Raw genomic sequence first — 24,399 nt, forward strand, 5'->3', positions numbered from 1 at the left:
ATGGCACATTATCACGACCATCTCGGCAGGCCGCTTGTCGCGGTTACCGGGATCGGCGTCGTCACTTCGCTGGGCGTCGGCAAGACGGACAACTGGACGGCGCTGACCTCGGGCCGCTCCGGCATCCATCCGATCACCCGGTTCCCGGTCGATCACCTCAACACGCGCATTGCCGGCACGGTCGATTTTCTGGCGTCCAGCGACAAGGGCGCCAGCGCCCTGACCTTCGAACTGGCCGAAAAGGCCGGTCGCGAGGCGATCGCCGAATCCGGTTTCGACACCGATGAGTTCGGCGGGCCGCTGTTTCTTGCCTCGCCCCCGGTGGAACTCGACTGGCGCGAGCGCTTCTCGCTCTACAATGCCAGCAAGGAAGGAAGCGCCTCCGACCGGCTGCTGGCGGTAGCCCGCAATCTGCAGACGCTCGATATCTTCGAGACGTCGCAATTCGGGTCGATCGCCGCAAGGCTAGCCGATGAATTCGGCACACGCGGCCTGCCGATTACACTTTCGACTGCCTGCGCATCGGGCGCGACCGCCATCCAGCTCGGCGTCGAGGCGATCCGCCGCGGCGAGTGCGACCGGGCGCTGTCGATCGGCGCCGACGGTTCGGCCACAGCCGAGGCGCTCATCCGCTTCTCGCTGCTGTCGGCTCTATCCACCCAGAACGACACGCCGGAAAAGGCATCAAAGCCGTTCTCAAAGGATCGCGACGGCTTCGTCCTTGCCGAAGGATCGGCCGCTTTGGTGCTGGAGTCGCTCGAAGCGGCATTGGCGCGCGGCGCCACCATTCTCGGCATAATGCGCGGCTGCGGCGAAAAGGCCGACGATTTCCATCGCACCCGCTCCAAGCCGGACGGTTCGCCGGCAATCGGCGCTGTGAAGGCAGCCCTTGCCGATGCGGGCCTTGGCAAAGACGGTATCGGCTATGTCAATGCGCATGGCACCTCGACACCGGAAAACGACAAGATGGAACATCTGTCGCTGTCGACGGTGTTCGGCGAGCATATACGCTCCATGCCGGTTTCTTCCAACAAGTCGATGATCGGCCACACGCTGTCAGCCGCTGGCGCCATCGAGGCGGCCTTTTCGCTGATGACCATGCGCCAAGGCGTCATCCCGCCGACGATCAATTACGACAATCCCGACCCGGCGATTGAGCTGGACGTCGTGCCGCACAGGAAGCGCGAGGCCGATGTCTCGACCGTGCTGTCGAATTCCTTCGGCTTCGGCGGCCAGAACACCTGCCTTGTCATGGCGCGTGAACCGGTCTAAGCGACCCCTTCCGAAGGTTTGTTGGAAGGAAGAGTCCGCCGATGCGCGCATTGCAACTCGTCGAGGACCGCAAGCTCGAGGCGGTTGATATCGCTCCACCGCCTGCCCCGGCGCTTGGCGAGGTGACGCTGCGCATCAAGGCCGTAGCCCTCAACCATATCGATGTCTGGGGTTGGCGCGGCATGGCCTTTGCCAAGCGCAAGCTTCCGCTGGTCATCGGCGCGGAAGCTTCCGGCGAGGTGGAGGCGGTCGGGCCCGGCGTATCCAATCTCTCCCCCGGTCAGCTTGTCTCGATCTACGGCGCTCGCACCTGCGGGCTCTGCCGGCCCTGCCGCGAAGGCCGCGACAATCTTTGCGAGCATGTGTCGGGCGTTCACGGCTTTCATCTCGATGGCTTCGCCCAGGAAAAGATCAACCTGCCGGCCCGGCTTCTGGTGCCTGCCCCGCCCGGCCTCGATGCCGTCGGCGCCGCTGTTGCACCCGTGACTTTCGGAACCGTCGAGCACATGCTGTTCGACAATGCCAGGCTGGAGCCCGGTGAAACAATTCTTATCCATGCCGGCGGCTCGGGCATCGGCTCAGCCGCGATCCAGCTTGCCAAGCGCATGGGCTGCACCGTCATCACCACTGTCGGCTCCAACGACAAGGTCGAGAAGGCGAAGGCACTCGGTGCCGATCATGTCATCAACTACCGCGAAGATCGCTTCGAAGGCGTTGTGCGCAAGCTGACGAAGAAGAAGGGCGTCGACGTGGTGTTCGAACATGTCGGCAAGGATACCTGGGCCGGATCGATGTTCAGCCTGAAGCGCGGCGGCCGTCTCGTCACCTGCGGCTCCACCTCGGGCGTCTCGACGGAAGTCAACCTGATGATGCTGTTCCAGCAACAGCTGAAGCTGCTCGGATCCTTCGGCTGCAGCATGGAGAACATGGCCAACGCCATGCAGAAGATGGCGGCAGGGCTGGTCGCGCCGGTCATCGACACTGAAGTCGATTTCGCCTCCATCGACACGGCGCTCAAGCGCATGGAAGGCCGCGACGTGTTCGGCAAGATCATCCTGCGCGTCGGCTGAGGATTACAGCCGATGCCGCAAGCTTCCCGATAGCGACCGTGAAGTTCTTTCTCTATCGCCTCTCGCAAGGCCTGAAACAGGCAAATTATTGGCTGACGGCGCAATTCGCCAAGGCCGTGCTGAGCCTCCTGCGCCGGCTTCCGACCGACAAGGCGCTGGAGTTCGCCGACCGGATGGGACGGCGAGTCGGCCCTCTGGTGGGTCGCCACCGCGTGGCTCTCGACAATCTTCGCCGTGCCTATCCTGAAAAAAGCGAGCAGGAAATCCAGGCCATCGCGCTCGACATGTGGGGCAACATGGCCCGGCTGGCGGCCGAATATATCTTCCTCGATACGCTGTTCGACTATAACCCTGCCGCGCAGACACCGGGCCGCATCGAAGTCTCGGGTATAGAATTATTCGAGCGCATTGCTGGCGAAGATGACCGGCCGCACATCCTCTTCACCGCCCATCTGGGCAATTTCGAACTGCTGCCGATCGCTGGCGCGACCTATGGCATGAAGGTGACGGCGCTGTTTCGTCCGCCCAACAACCCTTACATCGCCGACTACATTCTTTCGACGCGCCGGGCGACGATGGGCGGCCTGCTCGCATCGCGCAAGGGCGCTTCCTTCGCGCTCGCTCGCATTCTTGAAAACAACGGCACCATCGGCGCGCTGGTCGATCAGAAATTCATGCACGGGCTCAAGACGACCTTCTTCGGCAGGCCATGCGAAAGCAGCCCGCTCTTGCCGAAGCTGGCACGGCAATATGACTGCGACGTCTATCCCGCGCGCTGCATCCGCCTGCCCGGAAACCGCTTCCGGCTGGAAATTGAGGAAAAACTGGATCTGCCGCGCACTGCAGAAGGGGTCGTCGATCCGCTGCAAATGGCGCAACTCCTCAACGACGTCGTCGAGCGCTGGGTGCGCGAAGACCCCGGCCAATGGATGTGGTTCCACAAGCGCTGGGCGCTTTCGGGCTCACGCCGCCCGAAGAAGCGGCCATCAGCCGCCTGAGCCTTCATCCGCCATAATAGTTCATCACCGCATGACGCGCCTCGGCGAAGAACAGCCAGCGCTCGATGAACATTCCGGCATAGTGAAAAAGCACCGCCACCACCGCGACCAATGCCGCGAATGTGCCGCTCGCGCCGGCAAGCACAAGAAGGGCCAGCAGAATGGCGGGAACAATGCCACCTGCCAGCACGGCCAGGCGCCAAAGCTTCTCCGCATGCTTACGGGCGATCCGGAAGCCCATCTCATGGGTCAGGTAGTTTTCGGTGACATGCGGTCGTTCCAGCAGGCGCACACGACCGATATGGCCGAGCCCAGTGGCGCTTTCGGGCGTGGAGAGCGGAACCATCGCCTGCATGCGCGCGCGCCAGCGGCTTTTTGCACTCCATGCTGCTAGAATGAAAAATATCGCCAGCAGTGGAATGATGACCGTGCGATCTTGCGCGGCAAAGGCAAAGAAGCTGGCAAGCGTGAACCCGCCCGCCCCGGCAAACAAAAGATAACAAAGCGGCGTCAGCCTTGTGTGCCAGGCCTGCACCGCCTTCAGCGAGGCGTAGATCATCGCCGTGCAATAGACCGTGACCAGGCAAAGCGCGGTGCCGATCAATCCGGGAAGCGGAGAATAGCGGCTTTCGACCACCGCCAGCCATGCCGACCAGGCGAGCGGCACGAAGGCGACGATCGCCATCACGCCTTCGCGCGAAAGCCAGCTCGACCGCCACTGCGACAGCGCCCGCCACGCCCGCTGCTTGTTGCCGAGATGCAGCGTCGAGGACAGCAACCCGCTAGCGACCAGCAGCAGCGCCAGCACATGGGCCAGTTTTGTTGCCAGTGCGGCAGGGTCGAGCAGGCCCAGGCCAAGCACGGCCGCCAGCCCATAGCCCAAGCCGGACAAGGTCGTGAAAATGATGATCGAAAAGGCCGGATGCATGGATCAGATCCGGTCCAGCATGCCGTCAAGCCAGGCAAAAAAGCCCTTCGCCTCGTCGGTATTCTCGGCGGACGGCAGGGATTGCGCACTGTCGGCAAGAGGCTTGCGCTTGCGCGGCGGCAGATATTTGTTGACCGGGCGCGTGCCCTGTTCCGGCATCAGGTCCATGCCGCCCCGCTCGGCAACCATGATGGACACCGCCGAATGCGGATCGGCCAGATCGCCGAAATGGCGGGCATTGGCCGGGCAGGTGCGCACGCAGGCAGGCTGCCGGTCGGCTTCCTCGAAGGTCTCGTTGTAGATGCGGTCGATGCAGAGCGTGCATTTCTTCATCACGCCGGCCGCCAGATCCATCTCGCGCGCGCCATAGGGGCATGACCAAGCGCACAGGCCGCAGCCGATGCATTTTTCCTCGTCCACCAGCACGATGCCGTCCTCAGCGCGCTTGTAGGATGCCCCGGTCGGGCAAACGGTCACGCAGGGCGCATCCTCGCAGTGCAGGCAGGATTTCGGGAAATGCACGATACGCGCCTCCCCGGCCTCGCCGACAACCTCACCCCCATCAGGCACCACTTCGAACGTATGCACCCGGTTCAGCCAGGCACCTGAGACATCCGCGCCGTAAGGATCCTGATCCGATAGCGCGGAGCCATAACCGCCGGTGTTCCACTCCTTACAGTTGACCACGCAGGCATGGCAGCCGACGCAGACGTCGAGATCGATCACGAGGCCGAGTTTTTTGGGTGTGGGGAGAGAAGGCAAAGAGGTCATAGGCGAGCCCCCCCACCCCTTACCCCTCCCCACAAGGGGGAGGGGAATCCTGCACCCCAATCGCCGATCGCACCAGCATTTCGGAAAGGATGCCGACGTCGATGTCTCCCCTCCCCCTTGTGGGGAGGGGTAAGGGGTGGGGGTCGACAAAAGGAAAAATTCACTTTCATTGTGACCACTCCTGCCCGTAGCGCAGCTCTGCCGGGCGCGGCTCTGGCTCCGGCTGCGCGATGGCCGGGAACTGCGGCTCGCTGGCCGTCGCCGGCTCGGCCTTTTCGATACGCACGCGAAGGTCGTACCACGCCGCCTGCCCCGTCACCGGATCGGAGTTCGACCAGCGCATCCCGTCGCCTTTCGGCGGTAGAAGTTCGTGGATCAAGTGATTCATCAGAAAGCCTTTTCCGGCTTCCGGCGCGTCCTGATCGAGCGCCCACGCACCCTTCCGTTTGCCGATCGCATTCCAGGTCCAGATGGTGCTGGAATTGACCGCCTCCATCCGCGCCACCTCGACCTTGATGCGGCCGTGATGCGAAATCACCCAAACCCAGTCGCCATCGGCAAGGCCGAGTCGGTCGCAGATCGGCCCCGGTACATAGAGCGGGTTTTTCGTATGGATCTGACGCAGCCACGCATTCATCGAGCCCCAGCTATGATACATCGCCGCGGGGCGCTGGGTGATCGCATGGTAAGGATAGGCATCCCGATCGACTATCGCCTCCTCGAACGGTCGATACCAATCCGGCAGCGGATCGAACGCCTCAAGGATGCGCTCGCGATGCGATTCGGGCGCGAAGGGCTGGCGCAAACCCTGCGCCGACAGCCGGAATTTCTGAAGCGGCTCGCTGTAGAGTTGAAACGTGACCGGCTGCGGTTTGTCGAAAAAACCCATGCGCACCGCAAACTCCTGATAGGCGCGGTTGGCGTGTTTCATGAACTGCGCTTCCAGCGGGATATGGGCTGAGAAGAACGCACCGTTCTCGATATAGCGGGCCAATTGATCGGGATTGGGCTCCCCCCTCCCTGTCTCGCTGCCGTCTTTACCCCTGAATCCTGAGAGCAGGCCAATGCCGGGTCGGCGCTCATGGCGCACGATATAATCGGCATAGTCCATATAGAGTGGCCTGCCCTGCTGGTCGGCAAAGCCCGGCAGTTTCAGTCTCGCCCCCAGATCGATCAGCACGCTCTGGAAGCCGCACACGTCGCGGTCCGGTTCGATCACCGGCCAGCGGATCGCGTCCTGCACGGCGTCGGGCTCGGAGATCGGCCGGTCGAGCAGCGAGATACAGTCGTGGCGTTCCAGATAGGTCGTGTCCGGCAGCACCAGATCGGCATAGGCGACCATCTCCGAGGCATAGGCGTCAGAATAGATGATCTTCGGGATGACATATTCGCCGGTCTGCGGGTCCTTCTCCTCCAGCATCTTCATGGTGCCGGCAGTGTTCATGGAGGAGTTCCACGCCATATTGGCCATGTAGAGGAACAGAACGTCGATCGGATAGGGATCGCGGGCATGGGCGTTGGCGATCACCATATGCATCAGCCCATGGGCCGAGATTGGAGCATCCCATGAAAACGCCTTGTCGATGCGGCTGGGCGTGCCGTCGGCTTCGATCAGCAGCTCTTCCGGCCCTTGCGGAAAGCCCAGATGCGGGCCCGCAAGGGGCACGTCCGGCCTAAAATGCTCGGCCCTGCCGTGCGGCTTAGGGTGCGCGCCCAGTGGCTTGGGATAAGGCGGCTCGAAGCGGAAGGCGCCGGGGCAATCCACCGCGCCGATCAGCACCTGCAGAAGATGCAGCGCCCGCGCCGTCTGGAAGCCGTTGGAATGGGCCGAAAGACCGCGCATGGCATGAAATGAAACCGGCCTTCCGATGAAAGCCTGATGGCGCTCGCCATTCATGTCCGTCCACGCCTGCTCGATGACGATCGCCTCGTCGAAGGCGACACGGGCGATTTCAGCAGCCAGTCCGCGGATCACATCGGCGGCAACTCCCGTCTCGTCAGAAACCGCCTCCGGCGCATATTTCGGATCGAGATATTTTTGCGCCAGCAACTGGAACGAAGGCACCGCAAAGCGCCCATCCGCAAGTTCGAAGCGGCCGGAAAGTGCAGGCCGCGCGCCTCTGGTGCCCACTGGCACCACCCGCTCGGTAACGGTCTCGAAGATCAGTTCCTTACCAGCGGCATCGCGCGCAAACAGGCCATGATCGGCAGTACCCGGCGCGTCGATCACCAGCCAGGGCGCATTGGAATAGCGCACCAGATAGTCGACATCGATCTTGCGAGCCTTGAGCAATTCGTGGATGACGGAAAGGATCAACAGCCCGTCGGTGCCCGGCCGGATGCCGATCCAGTTGTCGGCCACCGCCGAATATCCGGTGCGAACGGGATTGACCGAAACGAAACGTGCTCTGCGCTGCTTGAGCTTGGCTATACCCATCTTGATCGGGTTGGAATCATGATCCTCGGCAACCCCGAACATGATGAAGAGTTTGGTGCGGTCCCAATCAGGCGCGCCGAATTCCCAGAAACTGCCGCCCAGCGTCATGATGCCGGCGGCCGCCATATTGACCGAGCAAAAGCCGCCATGGGCAGCATAGTTCGGCGTGCCGAATTGCTGCGCCCAATAACCGGTCAGCGATTGGGATTGGTCGCGCCCGGTGAAGAAAGCAAGCTTTTTGGGGTCGGTATGGCGGACATCGCCCAGCCAGGCGGTGGCGGTCTCCAGCGCCTCTTCCCAAGAGATTTCCTTGAACTGCCCTGAACCGCGCGGCCCGGTCCGCTTCAGCGGTGCACGTAGCCGCGCCGGCGCATAGTGCTGCATGATGCCGGCAGAGCCCTTGGCACACAACACGCCCTTGTTGACCGGATGGTCGCGATTTCCCTCGATGTAGCGGATCTTGCCGTCCTTGATGTGCACATTGATGCCGCAACGGCATGCGCACATATAGCAGGTCGTCTTGCGGACCTCGTCGGCGATAGGCCGATGCAACGCGACGCGGGGCTCGGATTTCATCGATATTGCTCCTCGAGCGATACCTAGCGAGCGCATCACTAAAATGAAATGCCCGAAAGCGGCATTCCAACGACAAATAATCACTGCGTTTTGCGGCCGGCACGCAAATTCATGCCCATTCCACCGCCCGCTTAGCTTTCCGCACCCAATGGATTTTGACCCTGCCGTAGGGCTTTTCAAGGCATGGCGGTTGACTTGGCCTGGCACCACCATAGTTCATTTTTGGACTGGCGGCGAAGGCATGGACAAGCCGGTCGAGCAGGCACGCTCGTTGAGGGCGGCAATTCGGAGGGTTCAAAAATGCAGCGGCACCAAATGCTTGCCGGCTTCAGCCGGCGCCAGCTATTGACATTGATCGGGATGACGGCCGGCAGCGCGGCCATGTATCAGGCAATGACCAGCCTGGGCCTGGCCGTTGAGTCCGGCTATAAAGGGCGCATCAAGCTGGAGGGAGATCCCAAAGGCGCTTCGGTACTGATCCTGGGCGCCGGGCTGGCCGGCATGGTTGCCGCGCTTGAACTGCGCCAGGCTGGCTACAAGGTGCAGATTCTGGAATACAACAGCCGTCCCGGTGGCCGGAATTGGACCTTGCGGGGCGGCGACACCTACACCGAGCTTGGGGGTGCCACGCAAAAATGCGAGTTCGACGAAGGCCTCTACATCAATCCCGGCCCCTGGCGCATCCCTTACCACCACAACGGCCTGCTTGATTATTGCAAGCGCCTGGGCGTGACGCTCGAGCCCTTCCAGCAACTCAACCATAACGCTTTCCTGCATTCCACCGAAGCCTTCGGTGGCAAGCCGCAGCGCGTGCGCGATATCAAGATCGATTTCCAGGGCCATGTCTCTGAGTTACTTGCCAAGGTTACGCAGAAGGGCAAGCTGGAAGGAGATGTCGGCAAGGAAGATCAGGAGATGCTGCTTGAAGCGCTCCGTTCCTGGGGAGCATTGGACAAGAACTACGCCTATGTCAAAGGCCTGACATCGTCGGAATTCCGCGGCTTTGCCAAGGACCCTGGCGGTGGCCTGGGGGCCGAGCCCGTGCCGAGCGATCCCATCGCTCTTACGGACATCCTGAAATCGCAACTGTGGGGCAACCTGGCGAATTTCGCCCTCTACGAGTTCCAGACCACGATGTTCCAGCCGGTCGGCGGTATCGACATGATCGGCAAGGCTTTCGCCAAGGAGGTCGGAGATCTCATCACCTTCAATGCCAAGGTCACGAAGATCGAGCAGAACGACAAGGGCGTAATGGTGACCTATGAAGACGTGAGCAAGCCCGGTGCCACCCAGCAGGCAAGCGCCGACTGGTGCATCTGCACCATACCGCTCAGCATCCTCAGCCAGATCGACATCAATGTCGGCGCGCCGATGAAGGCGGCGATCGACGCGGTCCCCTACGTCTCCTCCGTCAAGGTCGGCCTGCAGTTCAAACGGCGCTTCTGGGAGGAGGATGATCTGATCTTCGGCGGTGTCAGCTATACCAACCTGCCGATCACGCAGATTTCCTATCCGAGTACCGGCTTCAATGCAGGCGGCAAGGGCGTTCTGCTCGGCTGCTACACTTGGGGTGGGCCCAGTTCCTACGAACTCACCTCCATGGCGCCGGAAGAGCGCGTCCGCAAGGCGGTAGAATATGGCTCCCAGATCCATCCGCAATACAAGGACGAGTTCGAGAATGGCGTCTCCATGGCCTGGCATCGCTCGCCCTTTACGCTGGGCTGCGCCGGCGACTGGACCGAGGAGGCAAGAAAGGAGCATTACGACAATCTGTGCCAGATCGACGGCCGTATCGTCCTTGCCGGCGAGCACGCCTCCTATATCCCGGCCTGGATGGAGGGAGCGATCCTGTCTTCGCTGGATGCGATCGATCGGCTCCATAAGCGCGTGTTGAAGGGGTGAGCGCCATGAGTTTCCAGAACCTTCTCCCCGATTTCGCGAGGAACATGACGATGAGCCGGACAAATACATCGCTCAAGTTTGTCGCCGCGGCAGCCTTGTTCGCGGCGCTGGGAACCCCGGCCGCCTTCGCCGATTCGGCGGGAGCGACCGTCAGCCAGGGCGACAAGTTTTCCGAAGAGACAGGCGAGGCGCTTTACTCCAATGTCTGCCAGGCCTGCCATATGGAAGAGGGCAAGGGCGCGATCGGGGCCGGCAAATATCCGCCGCTTGCCAAGAACGAGAATCTGGAATCTGCCGGCTATCCTATTTTCGTCATTCTGCATGGCCAGAAAGGCATGCCCGCAGTCGGCCAGATGATGAGCGACGAACAGGTCGCCGCCGTCGTCAACTATATCCGGACCAATTTCGGCAATGACTACAAGGACGAAGTGACTGCACAGGACGTTGCCGACACGAGATGACGCATAGGCGGCCGGCATTTCATTTGGCCGCCACATCCCCCAATGAAGAAGGAGACACCCGATGCATATCACGCGGATCAGTGCCGCCACGCTTGTTCTTGGCCTGACATTTGCCGGTAGCGCATTTGCCCAGGACATCGTTCGTCACAAGATTCCCGGCTCGGATTTCCCGATCGCGCAGGCGGTCGAAGTCCCGGCCGGCAAGACTACCGTCTATGTCAGCGGCGCCGTTCCTTCCGTCACCGACGACAAGGCCGACAAGAACAGCGTCGCCGCCTATGGCGACACCAAGGCTCAGACCGAGTCGGTGTTCAAATCGATCGAGAAGACGCTCGACGGGCTCGGCCTCAAAATGGGCGACGTGATCAAGATGCAGGTCTTCCTGGTCGGCGATCCCGACAAGGGCGGCAAGATGGATTTTGGCGGCTTCATGGAAGGCTATACCCAGTTCTTCGGCACCGAAGCCCAGCCCAACCTGCCCTCCCGCTCGGTGTTTCAGGTCGCGGGCCTTGCCAATCCGGGCTTCCTGGTGGAGATCGAGGTCACGGCAATCAGGCCGTAAACCTTACCCGGCAGATCGCCAAGCCTGTCGTCTCGGACTCGTCCCCTTTTTCAGTTCGAGACGATGATGCGGGTGTTTTTCGGGCCGATTTCCTTCACCAGCGAGTAGAAGCGCTTGGCATTGGCGGTATCGAGCCGCACGCAGCCATGCGAGGCCGGCTTGCCAAGACGCTTGACGGCACTGGTGCCGTGAATGGCATAGCCGCCGTGGTAAAATACGGAATAGGGCATAGGCGACATGTCGTATTTTCGCGAATACCACATCTTGTGCATGCGCGTCGGTCGCCAGCTGCCGCGCGGCGTGACATAGCCCTTCCTCGCCGTTGAAACCCGCCATTGATGGATGATGCGGCCATGCTTCATCACCGTCATGGTCTGGGTGGAGATATTCACATTGGCGACAAGACTTGCGGCCCAAGTCGGCACCGGCACGGCCCATATCAGGGATACCGCGATAAACAACGCACGGTACATTGACGCATACCCTTGACAACCCGAACTCTTCTACTTCGACGGGAAACTAGCGTGGTAACCTCTACGTCCGGTAAACTTGCGAGCGAAAAATCGCCGGATTTGCGCCATTTGCAATCGGCGACCCGGCACGGCTCGACTTCACCGGAGCGAGGTATAGACTGGTTCGAGACTACGGGAATCAATCGCACGCATGTATGACAAGCTGCTCACGACCATCGACGGACGCCGCGACGATCTGGTCGCGCTGACGGCCGAGCTGATCCGCTTCCCGACGGTCAATCCTCCCGGCGAGGCCTATCGTCCCTGTGCCGAATACATAGCCGAGCGCCTGAAGAAACGCAGCTTCGGCATTGAATTCATTCGCGCCGAGGGCACTCCCGGCGACACCGATCGCTATCCGCGCGTCAACGTCGTCGCCCGTTTCGATGGGCGCGGCCCGGGCAAGACGGTGCATTTCAACTCGCATATCGATGTCGTCGAGGCAGGTTCTGGCTGGACCGTCGATCCATTCGCCGGGCTGGTTCGCGATGGCCGGGTCTATGGCCGCGGCGCCTGCGACATGAAGGGCGGGCTGGCCGCTTCCATCATCGCCGCCGAAGCCTTCATGGACGTCTATCCGGATTTTTCCGGCGCTATCGAGATTTCCGGCACGGTGGACGAGGAGTCGGGTGGCTTCGGCGGCGTGGCCTATCTGGCCGGCAAGGGCTATTTCTCCAAGCCGCGCGTGGACCATGTCATCATCCCCGAACCGCTCAACAAGGACCGCATCTGCCTTGGCCACCGGGGGGTGTGGTGGGCGGAGATCGAAACCAGGGGCGAGATCGCGCATGGCTCCATGCCGTTCCTTGGCGATTGCGCGGTGCGCCACATGGGCGCTGTGCTGGAAGCTTTCGAGCAGGACCTGTTCCCGGCGCTCGACCGCAAGCAGACCAAAATGCCGGTGGTGCCGGAAGGCGCAAGGCGCTCGACCATGAACATTAATTCGATCCATGGCGGCCAGACGGAGGACTTCAAGCCGGGTCTGCCCTCGCCCAACGTACCGGATTCCTGCCGGCTCACCATCGATCGCCGTTTCCTGCTGGAGGAAAAGCTGGACGAAGTGAAAGGCGAGGTCACTTCCATTCTCGACCGGCTGAAGCGCGAGCGCCCGAAATTCGACTATTCGATCCGCGATGTCATGGAGGTACAGCCGACCATGACCGAGAAGGACGCACCGGTGGTAACAGCCGTCGCGCAAGGCATCCGCGAAATCTTCGACCGCGAGCCCGAATATGTCATCTCGCCGGGCACTTACGATCAGAAGCACGTCGCCCGCATCGGTCATATCTACGACTGCATCGCCTACGGCCCGGGCATACTCGATCTGGCACACCGGCCGGACGAGTGGGTCGGCATCGAAGACATGGTGCAGTCGGCAAAGGTGATGGCAATCGGGCTCGACATATTGCTGCGCGGTGGCCGGGGCCGCTGACCGCCGGTGGCCGGCGCTGCACCGCACAAAGTGATTTACTCTGCATCGAATTCACGCTTCTATCCGCGCGGAGCTTTGGCAATGGGAGTTTGCGGCATGAAACTGTGGAAAATCGCGGTAGCAGCGGCAGCGCTGGCACTGACATCGAGCAGCGCTGCTATGGCCGCCAGAACAGATCTGGTTGTTGGCGTCGTGCTGGAGCCGCCGCATCTCGACCCGACCGCAGGGGCCGCCGCAGCGATAGACGAAATCCTCTATGCCAATGTCTTTGAGGGGCTGACCCGCATCGGCCCGAAGGGCGAGGTTCTTCCGGCGCTCGCCGAAAGCTGGACCGTTTCTGATGACGGCAAGGCCTACACCTTCAAGCTGCGGACCGGCGTGAAATTCCATGACGGCACAGATTTCAACGCCGATGACGTGAAATTCTCGCTGGATCGTGCGCGTGCCGAAAACTCCACCAATGCGCAAAAGGCGCTGTTTGCAGCCATCGACACCGTCGAGGCGACCGACCCGGCAACCGTGACCGTGACGCTGAAGCAGCCGCAAGGTTCGTTCCTCTACAATATGGGTTGGGGCGATGCCGTGATAGTGGCGCCAGAAACGGCGGAGACGAACAAGGAAAAGCCGATCGGCACCGGCCCGTTCAAATTCGAAAGCTGGGCCAAGGGTTCCTCGATCAAGCTGGTGAAAGCGGAAGGCTATTGGGGCGATCCGGTAGCGCTCGACAAGGCCGAATTCCGCATCATCCCGGATGCGGCGGCAGCGATCCCTGCCCTGCTCTCCGGTGATGTCCAGGCCTTCCCCAACATGCCGCTGGGTGACGCCCTGTCGCAGATCGAAACCGACCCGCGCTTCAAGGTGGTGATCGGCTCGACCGAGGGCGAAACCATCCTGTCGATGAACAACAAGAAGCCACCCTTCGACAATCTGAAGGTACGGCAGGCGATTTCCCACGTGCTCGACCGCAAGGCGATCATCGACGGCGCCTCATCGGGGTTCGGTACGCCGATCGGCTCGCATTTCGCCCCGCACAACCCGGCCTATGTGGACCTGACCGGCACCTACCCGCATGACGTCGCCAAGGCCAAGGAGCTGCTCAAAGAAGCCGGGCTCGAAAATGGTTTCAAGACGACGCTGAAGCTGCCGCCCCCGCCCTATGCGCGCGATGGGGGCCAGATCATCGCCTCGGAACTGCGTGAGATCGGCATCGATGCCGAAATCATCCCGCTCGAATGGGCCGACTGGCTGAAACAGGTCTTCACCGAAAAGGATTACGATATGTCGATCGTCTCGCACACCGAGCCGAACGACATCGATATCTATTCGCGCAAGGATTATTACTTCAACTATGACAATCCTGCCTTTGACAAGGTCATCGAGGAACTGAACGCCACCCTGGACGACGCCAAGCGCAACGAGCTTTACGGCCAGGCGCAGAAGATTCTTGCCGAGGATGCGGTGGTCGGCTTCCTGTTCGAATTGCCGAAAATCGGTGTCTGGGATGCCAAGGTCGAAGGCCTGTGGGAAAACTCCCCGATCCAGGCCAATGACCTGACCAAGGTGAAGTGGGCCGATTAAACGGCTGAGAGGCGAAGCGTGCACTTCTTCCCTACGCCGCCCCCCTTGGCATCCCTGCCTTCATGACCGCCTATCTCGTCAAAAGGCTGATCGCAGGTCTGGCAACGCTGGTTGCCGCCTCGATTGTGGTCTTCGGCGTGCTGGAGGTCGTGCCCGGTGACCCTGCCCGGCTGATGCTCGGCATGAATGCCAGCGCCGAGACCGTGCAGGTGTTGCGCGACCAGATGGGGCTCGACCAGCCGCTGGCGGTCCGTTACCTCGATTGGGCCAGCGGAATGCTGGCGCTCGATTTCGGCAAATCCTACACCTATTCCGTGCCGGTCCTCGAACTCGTCAGCGAAAGACTGGTTGTCTCGCTCCCCTTGGCACTGATCGCGCTTGCTCTATCAACGCTGATTGCCATTCCAGTCGGCATATTCTCGGCCGCCCGACGCGGCCAAACCGCCGATACGATCTCGATGGGGGCCGCCCAGATCGGTGTGGCGGTGCCGAATTTCTGGTTCGCGCTGCTCCTGATCTATGTCTTCGCGGTGTGGCTGCGGCTGGTGCCTGCGGGCGGCTTCCCAGGCTGGGAGAGTGGCTTCTGGCCAGCGCTGAAGTCGCTGCTTTTGCCTGCAATAGCCTTGGCACTGCCGCAGGCGGCCATCCTGGCGCGCGTGACCCGTTCGGCCATGCTCGACGTGATGAGTGAGGATTATATCCGCACTGCGCGCGCCAAGGGCATGCCGCGCCGCCATGTGCTGTGGCGGCATGCCTTGCGCAATGCCATGATTCCGGTCGTGACCATCATGGGGCTGCAATTTACCTTCTTGCTGGCCGGCACCATCATCATCGAGAATGTCTTCTATCTTCCCGGCCTCGGCCGCCTGATCTTCCAGGCGATTACCCAGCGCGACCTGATCGTGGTCGAAAGCGTCGTCATGCTGCTGGTCGCCGCGGTCGTTCTGGTCAATTTTCTGGTCGATCTATCCTACGCGGCGATAGACCCGCGACTGAGGGCGCGGCAATGATGATGCCGGTCGCCGCCCCACCGCAGGAAACCTGGCGGACTTTCGCCAGCCGGGCATTGCGCAACCGCTCCTTCGTGGTCGGCCTTCTCATTACGCTGCTTGTCGCCGCCATGGCGGCACTCTCTTTCGTCTGGACACCCTATGACGTCACCAGGCTGGTCGTCGGCGACCGGATGCTGCCGCCATCGGCAAGCCATCTCTTCGGCACCGATCATTTCGGCCGCGATGTGCTGTCGATGATCATGGTGGGGTCACGCAATTCGATCGCGGTTGCCTTCGTGGCAGTCGGCATCGGCATGGGCATCGGCGTGCCGCTCGGCTGCTGGGCGGCCGCACGCGGCGGCATCGTCGATGAGGTGCTGATGCGCTTCAACGACCTGGTATTTGCCTTTCCTGCCTTGCTGTCGGCCATCATGATCACCGCGATCTTCGGGCCCGGCGCCGTCAACGCCATCATTGCCATCGGCATCTTCAACATCCCGGTCTTTGCCCGTGTTGCCCGCGCCGGCGCGCTGGCGATCTGGCCACGCGAATTCATCCTCGCCGCGCGGGCCGCCGGCAAGGGCAAGGCGCGCATCACGACCGAGCACATATTGCCCAACATCGCCAACCTGCTCCTGGTGCAGGGCACAATCCAGTTTGCGCTCGGGATTCTGGCCGAGGCCGGCCTTTCCTATCTCGGGCTGGGTGTTCAACCACCTATGCCAAGCTGGGGACGGATGCTGTTCGACGCGCAGACCCGCATGATGGTTGCGCCCTATCTGGCGCTGTTTCCCGGCTTTGCCATCGTCTTCACCGTGCTTGGGCTGAACCTGCTCGGCGACGGCATCAGCGACATCATCGATCCCAAGCTGAGGCGGCGGCAATGAGCCTGCTGGAGATCGAGAATCTGTCGCTCAACATCGGCTCGACGCCGATCCTCAAGGATATCGACCTGACGCTCGCCCAGGGCGAAGTGATGGGACTCGTCGGCGAATCCGGTTCCGGCAAATCGATGACGGCCCTGACCGTCATGCAGTTGCTGCCGGATGCGGCAAAGGCATCGGGCAAGGTCCGTTTCGACGGCACCGATATCCTGCGAGCCAGTGAAGACCAGATGTGCCGCCTGCGCGGCGATGACATCGGCATGGTATTCCAGGAGCCCATGACCGCGCTCAATCCGGTCAAGACCATTGGCGAGCAGGTGTCGGAAGGCATTCGCTGGCATACCCGCGTAAGCCGCGCCGAAGCCGAGGAGCGCACGCGGCGCATACTGGGCCGCGTTGGGCTGCCGGCTGCCAAATTTCCGCTGTCACGCTACCCGCATGAACTGTCCGGCGGGCAGCGGCAACGTGTCGTCATCGCCATCGCCTGCGCACTGAACCCGAAACTGCTGATTGCCGATGAGCCGACCACCGCCCTCGACGTAGTGCTGCAGGCGCAGATCCTCGACCTGCTGCGCGATCTCGTCGCCGAAAACCGCATGGCGCTGCTGCTGATCTCTCACGATCTGGCCGTGGTCACCGAAATGGCCGACCGCATCACCATATTGCGCCATGGCGAGGTCATGGAAGCTGGCGAGACGGCGCCCATCCTGTCGGCACAATCCCACCCTTACACACGCCAACTGGCTCGCGCCTCCATGCATGTGCCGGCACGCCACCCTTTACCCTCCCCCCTGTGGGGAGGGTCGGCGCGTAGCGCCGGGGTGGGGGTGTCGAGCGTTTCAGTACCCCCACCCCGGCCGACTTTGTCGACCGACCCTCCCCACAAGGGGGAGGGTAACGCCGTCCCCCTCCTCTGCGTCGAAAACCTCACCCGCGACTATCCGGGCCGTCGCCTTTCCCTGTTTCGCCGCGCCGCGCCGACGCGCGCGGTGGACGATGTCTCGTTTTCGATGCGGCCCGGCCAATCCGTGGCGCTGGTCGGTCGCTCAGGCTGCGGAAAATCAACGCTTGCGCGCATGATCCTGGCGCTTGACCGGCCGACCTCCGGCGCAATCCACCTGCTGGGCAAGGAACTGACCGGCAAGCCGGAAGCGGAACTCAAGCCGGCGCGCCGCAATATGCAGGTGGTGTTCCAGGACCCATACGGCTCCTTCGATCCGCGCCACAGCGTCGAACGGCTCGTGGCCGAACCGCTGCATGTTCTCGAGAAGCAACCAAGCGGGGCCGAAAGGCGCGAATTGGTGGCGCGGGCGCTCCATGAGGTCGGCCTGCAGCCTTCCGACATGGGCAAATATCCGCATGAATTCTCGGGTGGCCAGCGCCAGCGCCTGTCGATTGCCCGCGCCATCATCACAAGGCCACGGCTTGTCGTCGCCGACGAGCCGGTTTCGGCGCTGGATGTGTCGATCCGCGCGCAAATCCTCGATCTGTTCGCCGATCTCAACCAGCGGCTTGGTATCGCCTATCTGTTCATCACGCACGACCTGACGGTTGCCCGTGCCATCACCGACGACGTCATGGTGATGCATGAGGGCAGGATCGTCGAGCGCGGCCGCACCGGCGAAGTCCTCGACAACCCTCAATCGGAAGCGGCGAAGGCGCTGGTCTCAGCCACGCCGGATCTGCGGCGCGCCATCGCCCGGCGCCTTCAAGAGCAGGGATAAGCGGTGCAGCGTGGTTGATTCAGTCCGCAGGCCGCGTCACATCGGCCGGGCTGAGGCCGAGCATTTCGAGCGTGCGGCGCAACAGGCGTATTTCACTTTGCTCCAGCTGCGAGTCCGCCTTGGCGATATCCGCCATGTGGCGCGCCAGGCTCCTGCGCCGCTCGACATCGAGTTCGGCAAACACCGCGATTGCCTGCGTTCCGGTGATTTCATAGCCAAAATCGTTGAGATATTCGACCACAGCATCGAGACTTTTGCCCGAAATCTCGAATTTTTCGGTACAAATGCGCCGAAAAACCGCCATTTCTCTGTCATTTGCCGTGCCATCTGCCAGGATCATGCGGAAAAGCAGCAGCAGTTCGGCCGTCAGGGCCGGGTCGTCGGCAACCTTGCGCACGCCCGGGTCGCCCTCAAACAGGTTGCGTATCTGCGTCAACAAAGCCGTCGCCATGGAATCCTCGTCGCTGTGCCCCCATTTGAACTGGTAGCGCGAAATGCGCCTTGCGCAAACCGGCTCCATGTGGTCGAAGCGGGGCAATTCTCCTCTGTCATCGCAGTTTGATGTTCGACCCTGCCACCGAGATGATTGTCATGCTGGCCGTTGCAGCACTGCTGGCCGGCTTCATCGATTCGATTGCCGGCGGCGGCGGACTGATCACGATCCCCGCCCTGCTCATCTCGGGTCTCAGTCCAGTGGAGGCGCTTGGTACCAACAAGCTGCAGGGATTGTTCGGCTCAGGTTCGGCAACGATCACCTATGCCGCCAAGGGGCATGTCGACCTGCGCCACCAATTGCCCTCCGCCCTGCTGTCCTTCCTGGGTGGGGCGGCAGGCGCAGCGCTCGCCACGGTGCTGCCGGGCGATCTCCTGAAAGCAGTCCTGCCCTTCATCCTGGTAGCGATCGCGCTGTTTTTTGCCTTGAAGCCCAATATGGACGATATCGACCGTGCCCATCGGCTGACGCCCTTCCTGTTCGGGCTCGTTATCGTGCCGATCATCGGCTTTTATGATGGCGTCTTCGGTCCGGGCACCGGCTCGTTCTTCATGCTGGCCTTTGTCACGCTGGCCGGATACGGCGTGCTTAAAGCCACGGCCCATACCAAGCTGCTCAACTTCGCCTCAAATATCGGCAGTTTCTTCGTCTTCCTGTTTGCCGGCGCCGTGATCTGGAAGATCGGGCTGATCATGGGCGTGGCGCAATTCATCGGCGCGCGCCTAGGGGCCGGGATGGCCATTCGCAACGGCTCGAAGCTGATCAAGCCGCTTCTGGTGCTCACCTGCCTCGTCCTGGCAATCAGACTGCTGATGGACCCTGCACAGCCGCTACGGGCAATGGTTGGCTTCTGAGGCATCAGCGCTATTTTCCGAAAGGGACATTCGGCGGAGGGCGTCCTGCAACTGCCTCAGGAGAAGCACATGGTTACCCGCGCCCTGATCGAGCCTCCGCGCATTTTCCCGACCTTTCGCTACAAAGACGCCGCCAGAATGATCGACTGGCTCGACAACGCCTTCGGCTTCACGGTCCACGCCAAATACGCAGACGAGACCGGCGTCATCCAGCATGCGCAGCTGGCGCTCGGTTCCTCGATGATCATGCTCGGTACGGTGCGCGACGATGCCTATGGCAGGATGGTCGGCGAGCCCGGCCAAAATGGTGGGAAATCCGTCTATGTCGCCGTGGACGATGCCGACGCGCTCTATACCCGCGCCAAGGCGGCCGGCGCGCAGATACTGGAAGAGCCGACCGACCGCGACTATGGTAGCCGCGAGTTCATCTGCGCCGATCCGGAAGGCAATGTCTGGTCGTTCGGCACCTATTGGCCGAAGGCGGACGAACCGGCCGCATAGCTTCCATAAAAAGCCGGGAGGCAGCTTCGTCGCTCTCACCGCGCCGCAGCAAAAATCGCGTCGCAGTCGAGATGCATCTCCAGATGCGCCGCAATCTCGTCCAGTGCGCGCTCGACCTCCGCGCGATAGTCGATGCCGCCGCCCTCGACGCCGAGGCTTTCGAGGAATTTTCCGCGGAAGCCGTCCGCTCCGAACAAGCCATGCAGATAGGTCCCGAACACCTTGCCGTCGGCAGATGTGGCCCCGTCATCGATGCCGTTGATGGTGACGACCGGGCGTCGGCAATCGGCACCCTGAGTTGCGCCCAGATGGATTTCATAGCCGGATAGCGGCTCGCTAAAATGCACCGACTGCGCGGTCACGTTGCGCACCGTCTTTTGCGGCTCCATCACCGTCTCGACATCCAGCAGGCCAAGCCCTTCCGTTTCCTTCGCACTGCCCTCGATGCCATGCGGATCACGCACCACGCGGCCAAGCATCTGGTAGCCGCCGCAAATGCCGACGACATGGCCGCCACGGCTGCGATGTTCGATGAGGTCCCGGTCCCAGCCATTGGCGCGGAAGGCGATGAGGTCGCCGATGGTCGATTTGGAGCCGGGTATCACCACCAGTCCGGCATCCGCAGGCAATCTGCGCCCCGGCGGCACGAATACGACTTCCACCTGCGGTTCGGCGCGCAGCGGATCGAGGTCGTCAAAATTGGCAATGCGGCCAAGCAGCGGCACTGCAATCTTGAGCGCCCGTTGCTTGCCTTCCGCCAGCCGCTCAAGCGTCACCGCATCCTCCGAGGGCAGCAGTGCGGCCGCCTTCAGCCACGGCACGACGCCGAAGCAGGGCCAGCCGGTGAAGCGGCCCATGGCGGTGATGCCGTCTTCGAACAGCGAAACATCGCCACGAAACTTGTTGATCAGATAGCCGACGATCATGCGACGGTCTTCTTCCGGCAGGATCAGATGCGTGCCGGCGATAGACGCGATCACCCCGCCCCTGTCGATATCGCCGACCAGCACCACCGGCACATCGGCGCGCGTGGCAAAACCCATATTGGCGATGTCGCGGTCGCGCAGATTGATCTCGGCCGGCGAGCCCGCCCCCTCGACAATGACGAGGTCGGCTTCGGCTCCCAGTCTTTCCCAGGAATCCATGACTGCATGGATCAGCCTGCCCTTGAGCGCCTGATAGTCGCGCGCCTTCGCCTCGCCGAACACCTTCCCCTGCACGATGACCTGTGCGCCGATATCAGTCTGCGGCTTCAGCAGCACCGGGTTCATGTGGATCGAAGGGGCCACGCCGCAGGCGATCGCCTGAAGCCACTGCGCCCGGCCGATCTCGCCGCCGGCCTCACCCGGAATATCGGCTACGGCGGCATTGTTGGACATGTTCTGCGGCTTGAAGGGCCTGACCCTGAGCCCGCGATTTCTTGCTGCCCGGCAGAGCCCGGCTACCAGCACGGTCTTGCCGACATCAGACCCGGTGCCTTGCAGCATGATCGCCTTTGCCATGGCTCAAGCACTCCCACATGCGACGGGGACGGTTCCAGTCGGCCTGTCTAAAAATGTCGTCACTGAATATTCCCGCCTATCAAAATACGCACAGCCGCTGCTCATCAGGTCCGCTTGCGTGGGCGCATCATTGGTCTAGATTGGCGCTCGCGCATAGAAAAAATTCAGGGAGGACGCGATGAATACCAGCGTCGACGCGACCGCCGGCCAGTTCGATCTCAATGAGGATCAGCGCGCCATTCAGGAAATGGCCGAGGCTTTCGCACAAGACCGCGTGGCACCCAATGCGCTCGAATGGGATCGGAACCGCCATTTTCCAGCTGACGTGATTCGCGAAACCGGCGCTCTCGGCCTTGGCGGCATCTATGTGCGCGACGACGTCGGCGGCTCGGCTCTGGGTCGGCTCGACGCGGTGCTGGTGTTCGAAGCGCTGTCAAAGGCCTGCCCGGCCTTTTCATCCTTCATTTCGATCCACAACATGGCGTCATGGATGATCGACCGCTTCGGCAATGACGAGCAGCGCCAGCGCTTTTTGCCGAAACTGACCTCCATGGAATGGCTGGCGAGCTATTGCCTGACCGAGCCGGGATCGGGATCGGATGCGGCCGCCTTGAAGACCCGCGCGGTTCGCAGCGGCGGCAATGGCAGCGATTATGTGCTCAACGGTGCCAAGCAGTTCATTTCCGGTGCCGGTGACACTGACCTCTACGTCACCATGGTCCGCACCGGCGAGGACGGGCCGAAAGGCGTCTCCACGCTCGTGGTGCCAAAGGACGCGCCGGGCCTCTCTTTCGGGGCGCTTGAAAACAAGATGGGCTGGCACATGCAGTCCACGCGGCAGGTGATTTTCGAGGATTGCAAGGTGCCGGCCGAAAACCTGCTTTCCGACGAAGGCGAAGGCTTCCGCATCGCCATGGCCGGGCTCGACGGCGGACGGCTCAACATCGCCGCCTGTTCGCTTGGCGGCGCACAAGCCGCGCTCGACAAGGCGGTGGGCTACACTGCCGAACGCAAGGCCTTCGGCAAGACGATCAACCAGTTCCAGGCGCTGCAGTTCAAGCTGGCCGACATGGAAACGGAACTGCAGGCGGCGCGTATCTTCCTTTACACGGCTGCCTCCAAGCTCGACCGCAAGGCCCATGATGCCAGCAAATGGTCGGCCATGGCCAAGCGCTTCGTCACCGATACTGGCTTCAACGTCGCCAATGATGCGCTGCAGCTGCATGGCGGCTATGGCTATCTGCACGATTACGGCGTGGAAAAGCTGGTGCGCGACCTGCGCGTCCACCAGATCCTCGAAGGCACCAATGAAATCATGCGCGTCATCATCGCGCGCGCCCTGATCGGGCGCTGAAGAACAACATCCGGGAGAAGCAGACATGACGACAATCGCCTTCATCGGGCTTGGTAATATGGGCAATCCGATGGCCGCCAATCTGGTCAAGGCGGGTCACGAAGTGCATGGCTTCGACCTCGTGCCCGAGAACTTGACGATCGCGCGCGAACACGGTGTCACCGTCATGGCCAATGCGGTGGCGGCGGTGAAGGGTGCGGAAATCGTCATCACCATGCTGCCCGCCGGCAAGCATGTGCTGTCAGTCTATGAGGACATCGCGCCAAAGGCCGAAAAAGGCGCGCTTTTCATCGATTCCTCGACCATCGACGTGGATTCGGCGCGCAAGGCTCATGCCATTGCCGCCAAGCACGGCCTGCTTTCCGTAGATGCGCCGGTTTCCGGCGGAACCGGCGGCGCGACCGCCGGCACGCTGACCTTCATGGCCGGCGGTTCGGCTGAGGCCTTTGCCAAGGCCGAGCCGGTGCTGAAGCCGATGGCAGGCCGCATCGTGCATTGCGGCGACGGCGGCGCCGGCCAGGCGGCCAAGATCTGCAACAATATGATCCTCGGCATTTCGATGATCGGCGTGGCGGAAGCTTTCGTGCTTGCCGAAAAGCTCGGCCTGTCGCATCAGGCATTGTTCGACGTCGCTTCCACTTCCTCAGGCCAGTGCTGGTCACTGACGAGCTACTGCCCCGTGCCCGGCCCGGTCCCAGCCTCCCCTGCCAATCGCGACTACAAGCCCGGCTTTGCCGCCGCCCTGATGTTGAAGGATTTGAAGCTCTCCCAGGAAGCCGCACAAGGCGCCGGCGCGGTCACGCCGCTCGGCGCGGAGGCCGCCCAACTCTATGCCCTGTTCAACGCGCAGGGCGGCGGCAGCACAGATTTTTCCGGCATCATAAATTTCCTGCGCGGAAAAGCCTCTTAGCAACGAATAGCCGTCGCATTTTATTCAAAAATAAGCCGAAAAAACCTCAAATTTAGGTTTGATTAAGCTCTCGCTAACCACGCGGTAACGATGTCCCGCTAGAACCGTTTGCAGGCGGCCAAATCGCAGCCGCCCACCGCTCCGGATCAGGTCTCGCGTACCGGAGCCGTACCTTCGCAGCGTATTCAGTCGCGAAGGGCCATGCGTTCAAGTGGCAAAGCCGTGTTCCCTCCGCAAATCGGATGGGCGCGGTTTTTGCCTGTTGTTCAACCTGATTTGGACAGGCGGCGATAATTCGCCTTCACCTGACGGCTGGCCGGCTTCATTGCCGCCCTCATCGACCGTTCGACCGCAGCGCCATTCATGAGCGCCGGCGTTCTGCCGGCAGCGACATCGAACCAGAACGCCGTGGCTGAACGCAGCAGCGACATTTGCGCGGCGGCGATCCCTTCGACCAGCGCCGCATTCTTCTCGCTGATCGCACGGGTGGTCTCGACACCCCAGAGGTTCTTGTCCCGCGCTTCCATAGCCATCAACGGCAGCCGCATGGCCATAACCATCGGCGCAAGCATCAGATCGTGGCCGATCGCCATCGCCTCGCGCGTCGCCCTGTAGCTTCTTCGACTTGTCATGAAAAATCCCCGCACCCGGCTGCGCTGGCAGCAACCGACAACGCACCGCAGTTA

The 24,399-nt window shown here is 61.9% G+C and carries 22 protein-coding genes; 15 read left to right on the forward strand and 7 right to left on the reverse strand.

Translation table 11 applies throughout. The features are described 5' to 3' along the window. From EET67_RS09360 to EET67_RS09370, 3 genes are read left to right on the forward strand one after another with little or no spacing between them, the layout of a single operon-like run. On the forward strand, positions 1 to 1,272 hold the full coding sequence (locus EET67_RS09360; protein WP_128625869.1) for a beta-ketoacyl-ACP synthase: 1,272 nt from the start codon (positions 1 to 3) through the stop codon (positions 1,270 to 1,272). 41 nt (positions 1,273 to 1,313) lie between these two features. Beyond that, positions 1,314 to 2,342: a zinc-binding dehydrogenase gene (locus EET67_RS09365; protein WP_128625870.1), complete on the forward strand. Its 1,029-nt coding sequence runs from the start codon at positions 1,314 to 1,316 to the stop codon at positions 2,340 to 2,342. A 38-nt stretch (positions 2,343 to 2,380) separates the two neighbouring features. Beyond that, positions 2,381 to 3,340, forward strand: coding sequence for a lipid A biosynthesis lauroyl acyltransferase (locus EET67_RS09370; protein WP_128625871.1), 960 nt, complete (start codon positions 2,381 to 2,383; stop codon positions 3,338 to 3,340). A 4-nt stretch (positions 3,341 to 3,344) separates the two neighbouring features. Here the strand turns inward: EET67_RS09370 and EET67_RS09375 are convergent, their stop codons facing one another. From EET67_RS09375 to EET67_RS09385, 3 genes are all read right to left on the reverse strand, one after another. Beyond that, positions 3,345 to 4,268: a dimethyl sulfoxide reductase anchor subunit family protein gene (locus EET67_RS09375; RefSeq protein WP_128625872.1), complete on the reverse strand. Its 924-nt coding sequence runs from the start codon at positions 4,266 to 4,268 to the stop codon at positions 3,345 to 3,347. Positions 4,269 to 4,271: 3 nt separating this feature from the next. Next, positions 4,272 to 5,039, reverse strand: a complete 768-nt coding sequence (locus EET67_RS09380) for a 4Fe-4S dicluster domain-containing protein (protein ID WP_128625873.1) — start codon at positions 5,037 to 5,039, stop codon at positions 4,272 to 4,274. 166 nt (positions 5,040 to 5,205) lie between these two features. Then, entirely contained in the window at positions 5,206 to 8,052 is a 2,847-nt protein-coding gene (locus EET67_RS09385; RefSeq protein WP_128625874.1) for a molybdopterin oxidoreductase family protein, read from the reverse strand. Between the two features lie 300 nt (positions 8,053 to 8,352). Between EET67_RS09385 and EET67_RS09390 the strand changes: the two genes are divergently transcribed. The 3 genes from EET67_RS09390 (at position 8,353) to EET67_RS09400 (ending at position 10,977) form a co-directional block, all read left to right on the forward strand. Continuing rightward, complete coding sequence (locus EET67_RS09390; RefSeq protein ID WP_245450825.1) at positions 8,353 to 9,954, forward strand: flavin monoamine oxidase family protein; 1,602 nt, start codon at positions 8,353 to 8,355, stop codon at positions 9,952 to 9,954. 50 nt (positions 9,955 to 10,004) lie between these two features. Further along, the gene (locus EET67_RS09395; RefSeq protein ID WP_128625875.1) at positions 10,005 to 10,415 is read left to right on the forward strand and encodes a c-type cytochrome; all 411 of its coding nucleotides are present in this window, start codon (positions 10,005 to 10,007) and stop codon (positions 10,413 to 10,415) included. 61 nt (positions 10,416 to 10,476) lie between these two features. Beyond that, positions 10,477 to 10,977: a RidA family protein gene (locus EET67_RS09400; RefSeq protein WP_128625876.1), complete on the forward strand. Its 501-nt coding sequence runs from the start codon at positions 10,477 to 10,479 to the stop codon at positions 10,975 to 10,977. A gap of 50 nt (positions 10,978 to 11,027) precedes the next feature. Here the strand turns inward: EET67_RS09400 and EET67_RS09405 are convergent, their stop codons facing one another. Next, positions 11,028 to 11,450, reverse strand: coding sequence for a L,D-transpeptidase (locus EET67_RS09405; RefSeq protein ID WP_128625877.1), 423 nt, complete (start codon positions 11,448 to 11,450; stop codon positions 11,028 to 11,030). 190 nt (positions 11,451 to 11,640) lie between these two features. Between EET67_RS09405 and EET67_RS09410 the strand changes: the two genes are divergently transcribed. The 5 genes from EET67_RS09410 to EET67_RS09430 all read left to right on the forward strand — a co-directional run bounded on the left by EET67_RS09410 (position 11,641) and on the right by EET67_RS09430 (position 18,099). Continuing rightward, on the forward strand, positions 11,641 to 12,921 hold the full coding sequence (locus tag EET67_RS09410) for an acetylornithine deacetylase/succinyl-diaminopimelate desuccinylase family protein (RefSeq protein ID WP_128625878.1): 1,281 nt from the start codon (positions 11,641 to 11,643) through the stop codon (positions 12,919 to 12,921). A gap of 96 nt (positions 12,922 to 13,017) precedes the next feature. After that, positions 13,018 to 14,499 carry an ABC transporter substrate-binding protein gene (locus EET67_RS09415; protein ID WP_128625879.1) on the forward strand — a complete coding sequence of 494 codons (1,482 nt, stop codon included), beginning with the start codon at positions 13,018 to 13,020 and terminating at the stop codon, positions 14,497 to 14,499. Between the two features lie 62 nt (positions 14,500 to 14,561). Then, positions 14,562 to 15,509, forward strand: a complete 948-nt coding sequence (locus EET67_RS09420) for an ABC transporter permease (RefSeq protein ID WP_128625880.1) — start codon at positions 14,562 to 14,564, stop codon at positions 15,507 to 15,509. Further along, positions 15,509 to 16,378 (forward strand): ABC transporter permease, encoded by an 870-nt coding sequence (locus tag EET67_RS09425; protein ID WP_128626157.1) that lies wholly within the window; start codon positions 15,509 to 15,511, stop codon positions 16,376 to 16,378. The genes EET67_RS09420 and EET67_RS09425 overlap by 1 nt, the downstream gene beginning before the upstream one ends. After that, positions 16,375 to 18,099: an ABC transporter ATP-binding protein gene (locus tag EET67_RS09430; RefSeq protein WP_128625881.1), complete on the forward strand. Its 1,725-nt coding sequence runs from the start codon at positions 16,375 to 16,377 to the stop codon at positions 18,097 to 18,099. Before EET67_RS09425 ends, EET67_RS09430 begins: the two co-directional genes overlap by 4 nt. A gap of 19 nt (positions 18,100 to 18,118) precedes the next feature. On the opposite strand, the gene EET67_RS09435 is transcribed toward EET67_RS09430, so the two are convergent. Continuing rightward, positions 18,119 to 18,550: a tellurite resistance TerB family protein gene (locus EET67_RS09435; RefSeq protein WP_128626158.1), complete on the reverse strand. Its 432-nt coding sequence runs from the start codon at positions 18,548 to 18,550 to the stop codon at positions 18,119 to 18,121. A 110-nt stretch (positions 18,551 to 18,660) separates the two neighbouring features. Between EET67_RS09435 and EET67_RS09440 the strand changes: the two genes are divergently transcribed. After that, positions 18,661 to 19,446, forward strand: a complete 786-nt coding sequence (locus EET67_RS09440) for a TSUP family transporter (RefSeq protein WP_128625882.1) — start codon at positions 18,661 to 18,663, stop codon at positions 19,444 to 19,446. Positions 19,447 to 19,515: 69 nt separating this feature from the next. Continuing rightward, positions 19,516 to 19,947 (forward strand): VOC family protein, encoded by a 432-nt coding sequence (locus EET67_RS09445; protein ID WP_128625883.1) that lies wholly within the window; start codon positions 19,516 to 19,518, stop codon positions 19,945 to 19,947. 35 nt (positions 19,948 to 19,982) lie between these two features. On the opposite strand, the gene EET67_RS09450 is transcribed toward EET67_RS09445, so the two are convergent. Beyond that, the gene (locus EET67_RS09450) at positions 19,983 to 21,449 is read right to left on the reverse strand and encodes a cobyric acid synthase (protein ID WP_128625884.1); all 1,467 of its coding nucleotides are present in this window, start codon (positions 21,447 to 21,449) and stop codon (positions 19,983 to 19,985) included. A gap of 178 nt (positions 21,450 to 21,627) precedes the next feature. Between EET67_RS09450 and EET67_RS09455 the strand changes: the two genes are divergently transcribed. After that, on the forward strand, positions 21,628 to 22,803 hold the full coding sequence (locus tag EET67_RS09455) for an isobutyryl-CoA dehydrogenase (protein ID WP_128625885.1): 1,176 nt from the start codon (positions 21,628 to 21,630) through the stop codon (positions 22,801 to 22,803). A 25-nt stretch (positions 22,804 to 22,828) separates the two neighbouring features. Continuing rightward, positions 22,829 to 23,713 carry a 3-hydroxyisobutyrate dehydrogenase gene (gene mmsB / locus EET67_RS09460; RefSeq protein WP_128625886.1) on the forward strand — a complete coding sequence of 295 codons (885 nt, stop codon included), beginning with the start codon at positions 22,829 to 22,831 and terminating at the stop codon, positions 23,711 to 23,713. Between the two features lie 266 nt (positions 23,714 to 23,979). On the opposite strand, the gene EET67_RS09465 is transcribed toward mmsB, so the two are convergent. After that, a complete protein-coding gene (locus EET67_RS09465; RefSeq protein ID WP_128625887.1) occupies positions 23,980 to 24,345 on the reverse strand; it encodes a hypothetical protein in 366 nt (121 codons plus the stop codon). Positions 24,346 to 24,399: the final 54 nt, after the last annotated feature.

Source organism: Borborobacter arsenicus, assembly GCF_003934165.1.
Classification (GTDB): Bacteria; Pseudomonadota; Alphaproteobacteria; order Rhizobiales; family Rhizobiaceae; genus Pseudaminobacter; species Pseudaminobacter arsenicus.

Bases quoted from the DNA above. Each gene is read 5' to 3' on its own strand.
- EET67_RS09440 (WP_128625882.1), top strand. From the start codon at position 18,661: ATGTTCGACCCTGCCACCGAGATGATTGTCATGCTGGCCGTTGCAGCA.
- EET67_RS09360 (WP_128625869.1), top strand. From the start codon at position 1: ATGGCACATTATCACGACCATCTCGGCAGGCCGCTTGTCGCGGTTACC.
- EET67_RS09465 (WP_128625887.1), bottom strand. From the start codon at position 24,345: ATGACAAGTCGAAGAAGCTACAGGGCGACGCGCGAGGCGATGGCGATC.
- EET67_RS09385 (WP_128625874.1), bottom strand. From the start codon at position 8,052: ATGAAATCCGAGCCCCGCGTCGCGTTGCATCGGCCTATCGCCGACGAG.
- EET67_RS09410 (WP_128625878.1), top strand. From the start codon at position 11,641: ATGTATGACAAGCTGCTCACGACCATCGACGGACGCCGCGACGATCTG.
- EET67_RS09380 (WP_128625873.1), bottom strand. From the start codon at position 5,039: ATGACCTCTTTGCCTTCTCTCCCCACACCCAAAAAACTCGGCCTCGTG.
- EET67_RS09405 (WP_128625877.1), bottom strand. From the start codon at position 11,450: ATGTACCGTGCGTTGTTTATCGCGGTATCCCTGATATGGGCCGTGCCG.
- EET67_RS09435 (WP_128626158.1), bottom strand. From the start codon at position 18,550: ATGGCGACGGCTTTGTTGACGCAGATACGCAACCTGTTTGAGGGCGAC.
- EET67_RS09430 (WP_128625881.1), top strand. From the start codon at position 16,375: ATGAGCCTGCTGGAGATCGAGAATCTGTCGCTCAACATCGGCTCGACG.
- EET67_RS09390 (WP_245450825.1), top strand. From the start codon at position 8,353: ATGCAGCGGCACCAAATGCTTGCCGGCTTCAGCCGGCGCCAGCTATTG.
- EET67_RS09365 (WP_128625870.1), top strand. From the start codon at position 1,314: ATGCGCGCATTGCAACTCGTCGAGGACCGCAAGCTCGAGGCGGTTGAT.
- EET67_RS09375 (WP_128625872.1), bottom strand. From the start codon at position 4,268: ATGCATCCGGCCTTTTCGATCATCATTTTCACGACCTTGTCCGGCTTG.
- EET67_RS09450 (WP_128625884.1), bottom strand. From the start codon at position 21,449: ATGGCAAAGGCGATCATGCTGCAAGGCACCGGGTCTGATGTCGGCAAG.
- EET67_RS09400 (WP_128625876.1), top strand. From the start codon at position 10,477: ATGCATATCACGCGGATCAGTGCCGCCACGCTTGTTCTTGGCCTGACA.
- EET67_RS09420 (WP_128625880.1), top strand. From the start codon at position 14,562: ATGACCGCCTATCTCGTCAAAAGGCTGATCGCAGGTCTGGCAACGCTG.
- EET67_RS09455 (WP_128625885.1), top strand. From the start codon at position 21,628: ATGAATACCAGCGTCGACGCGACCGCCGGCCAGTTCGATCTCAATGAG.
- EET67_RS09445 (WP_128625883.1), top strand. From the start codon at position 19,516: ATGGTTACCCGCGCCCTGATCGAGCCTCCGCGCATTTTCCCGACCTTT.
- EET67_RS09395 (WP_128625875.1), top strand. From the start codon at position 10,005: ATGAGCCGGACAAATACATCGCTCAAGTTTGTCGCCGCGGCAGCCTTG.
- mmsB (WP_128625886.1), top strand. From the start codon at position 22,829: ATGACGACAATCGCCTTCATCGGGCTTGGTAATATGGGCAATCCGATG.
- EET67_RS09415 (WP_128625879.1), top strand. From the start codon at position 13,018: ATGAAACTGTGGAAAATCGCGGTAGCAGCGGCAGCGCTGGCACTGACA.
- EET67_RS09425 (WP_128626157.1), top strand. From the start codon at position 15,509: ATGATGCCGGTCGCCGCCCCACCGCAGGAAACCTGGCGGACTTTCGCC.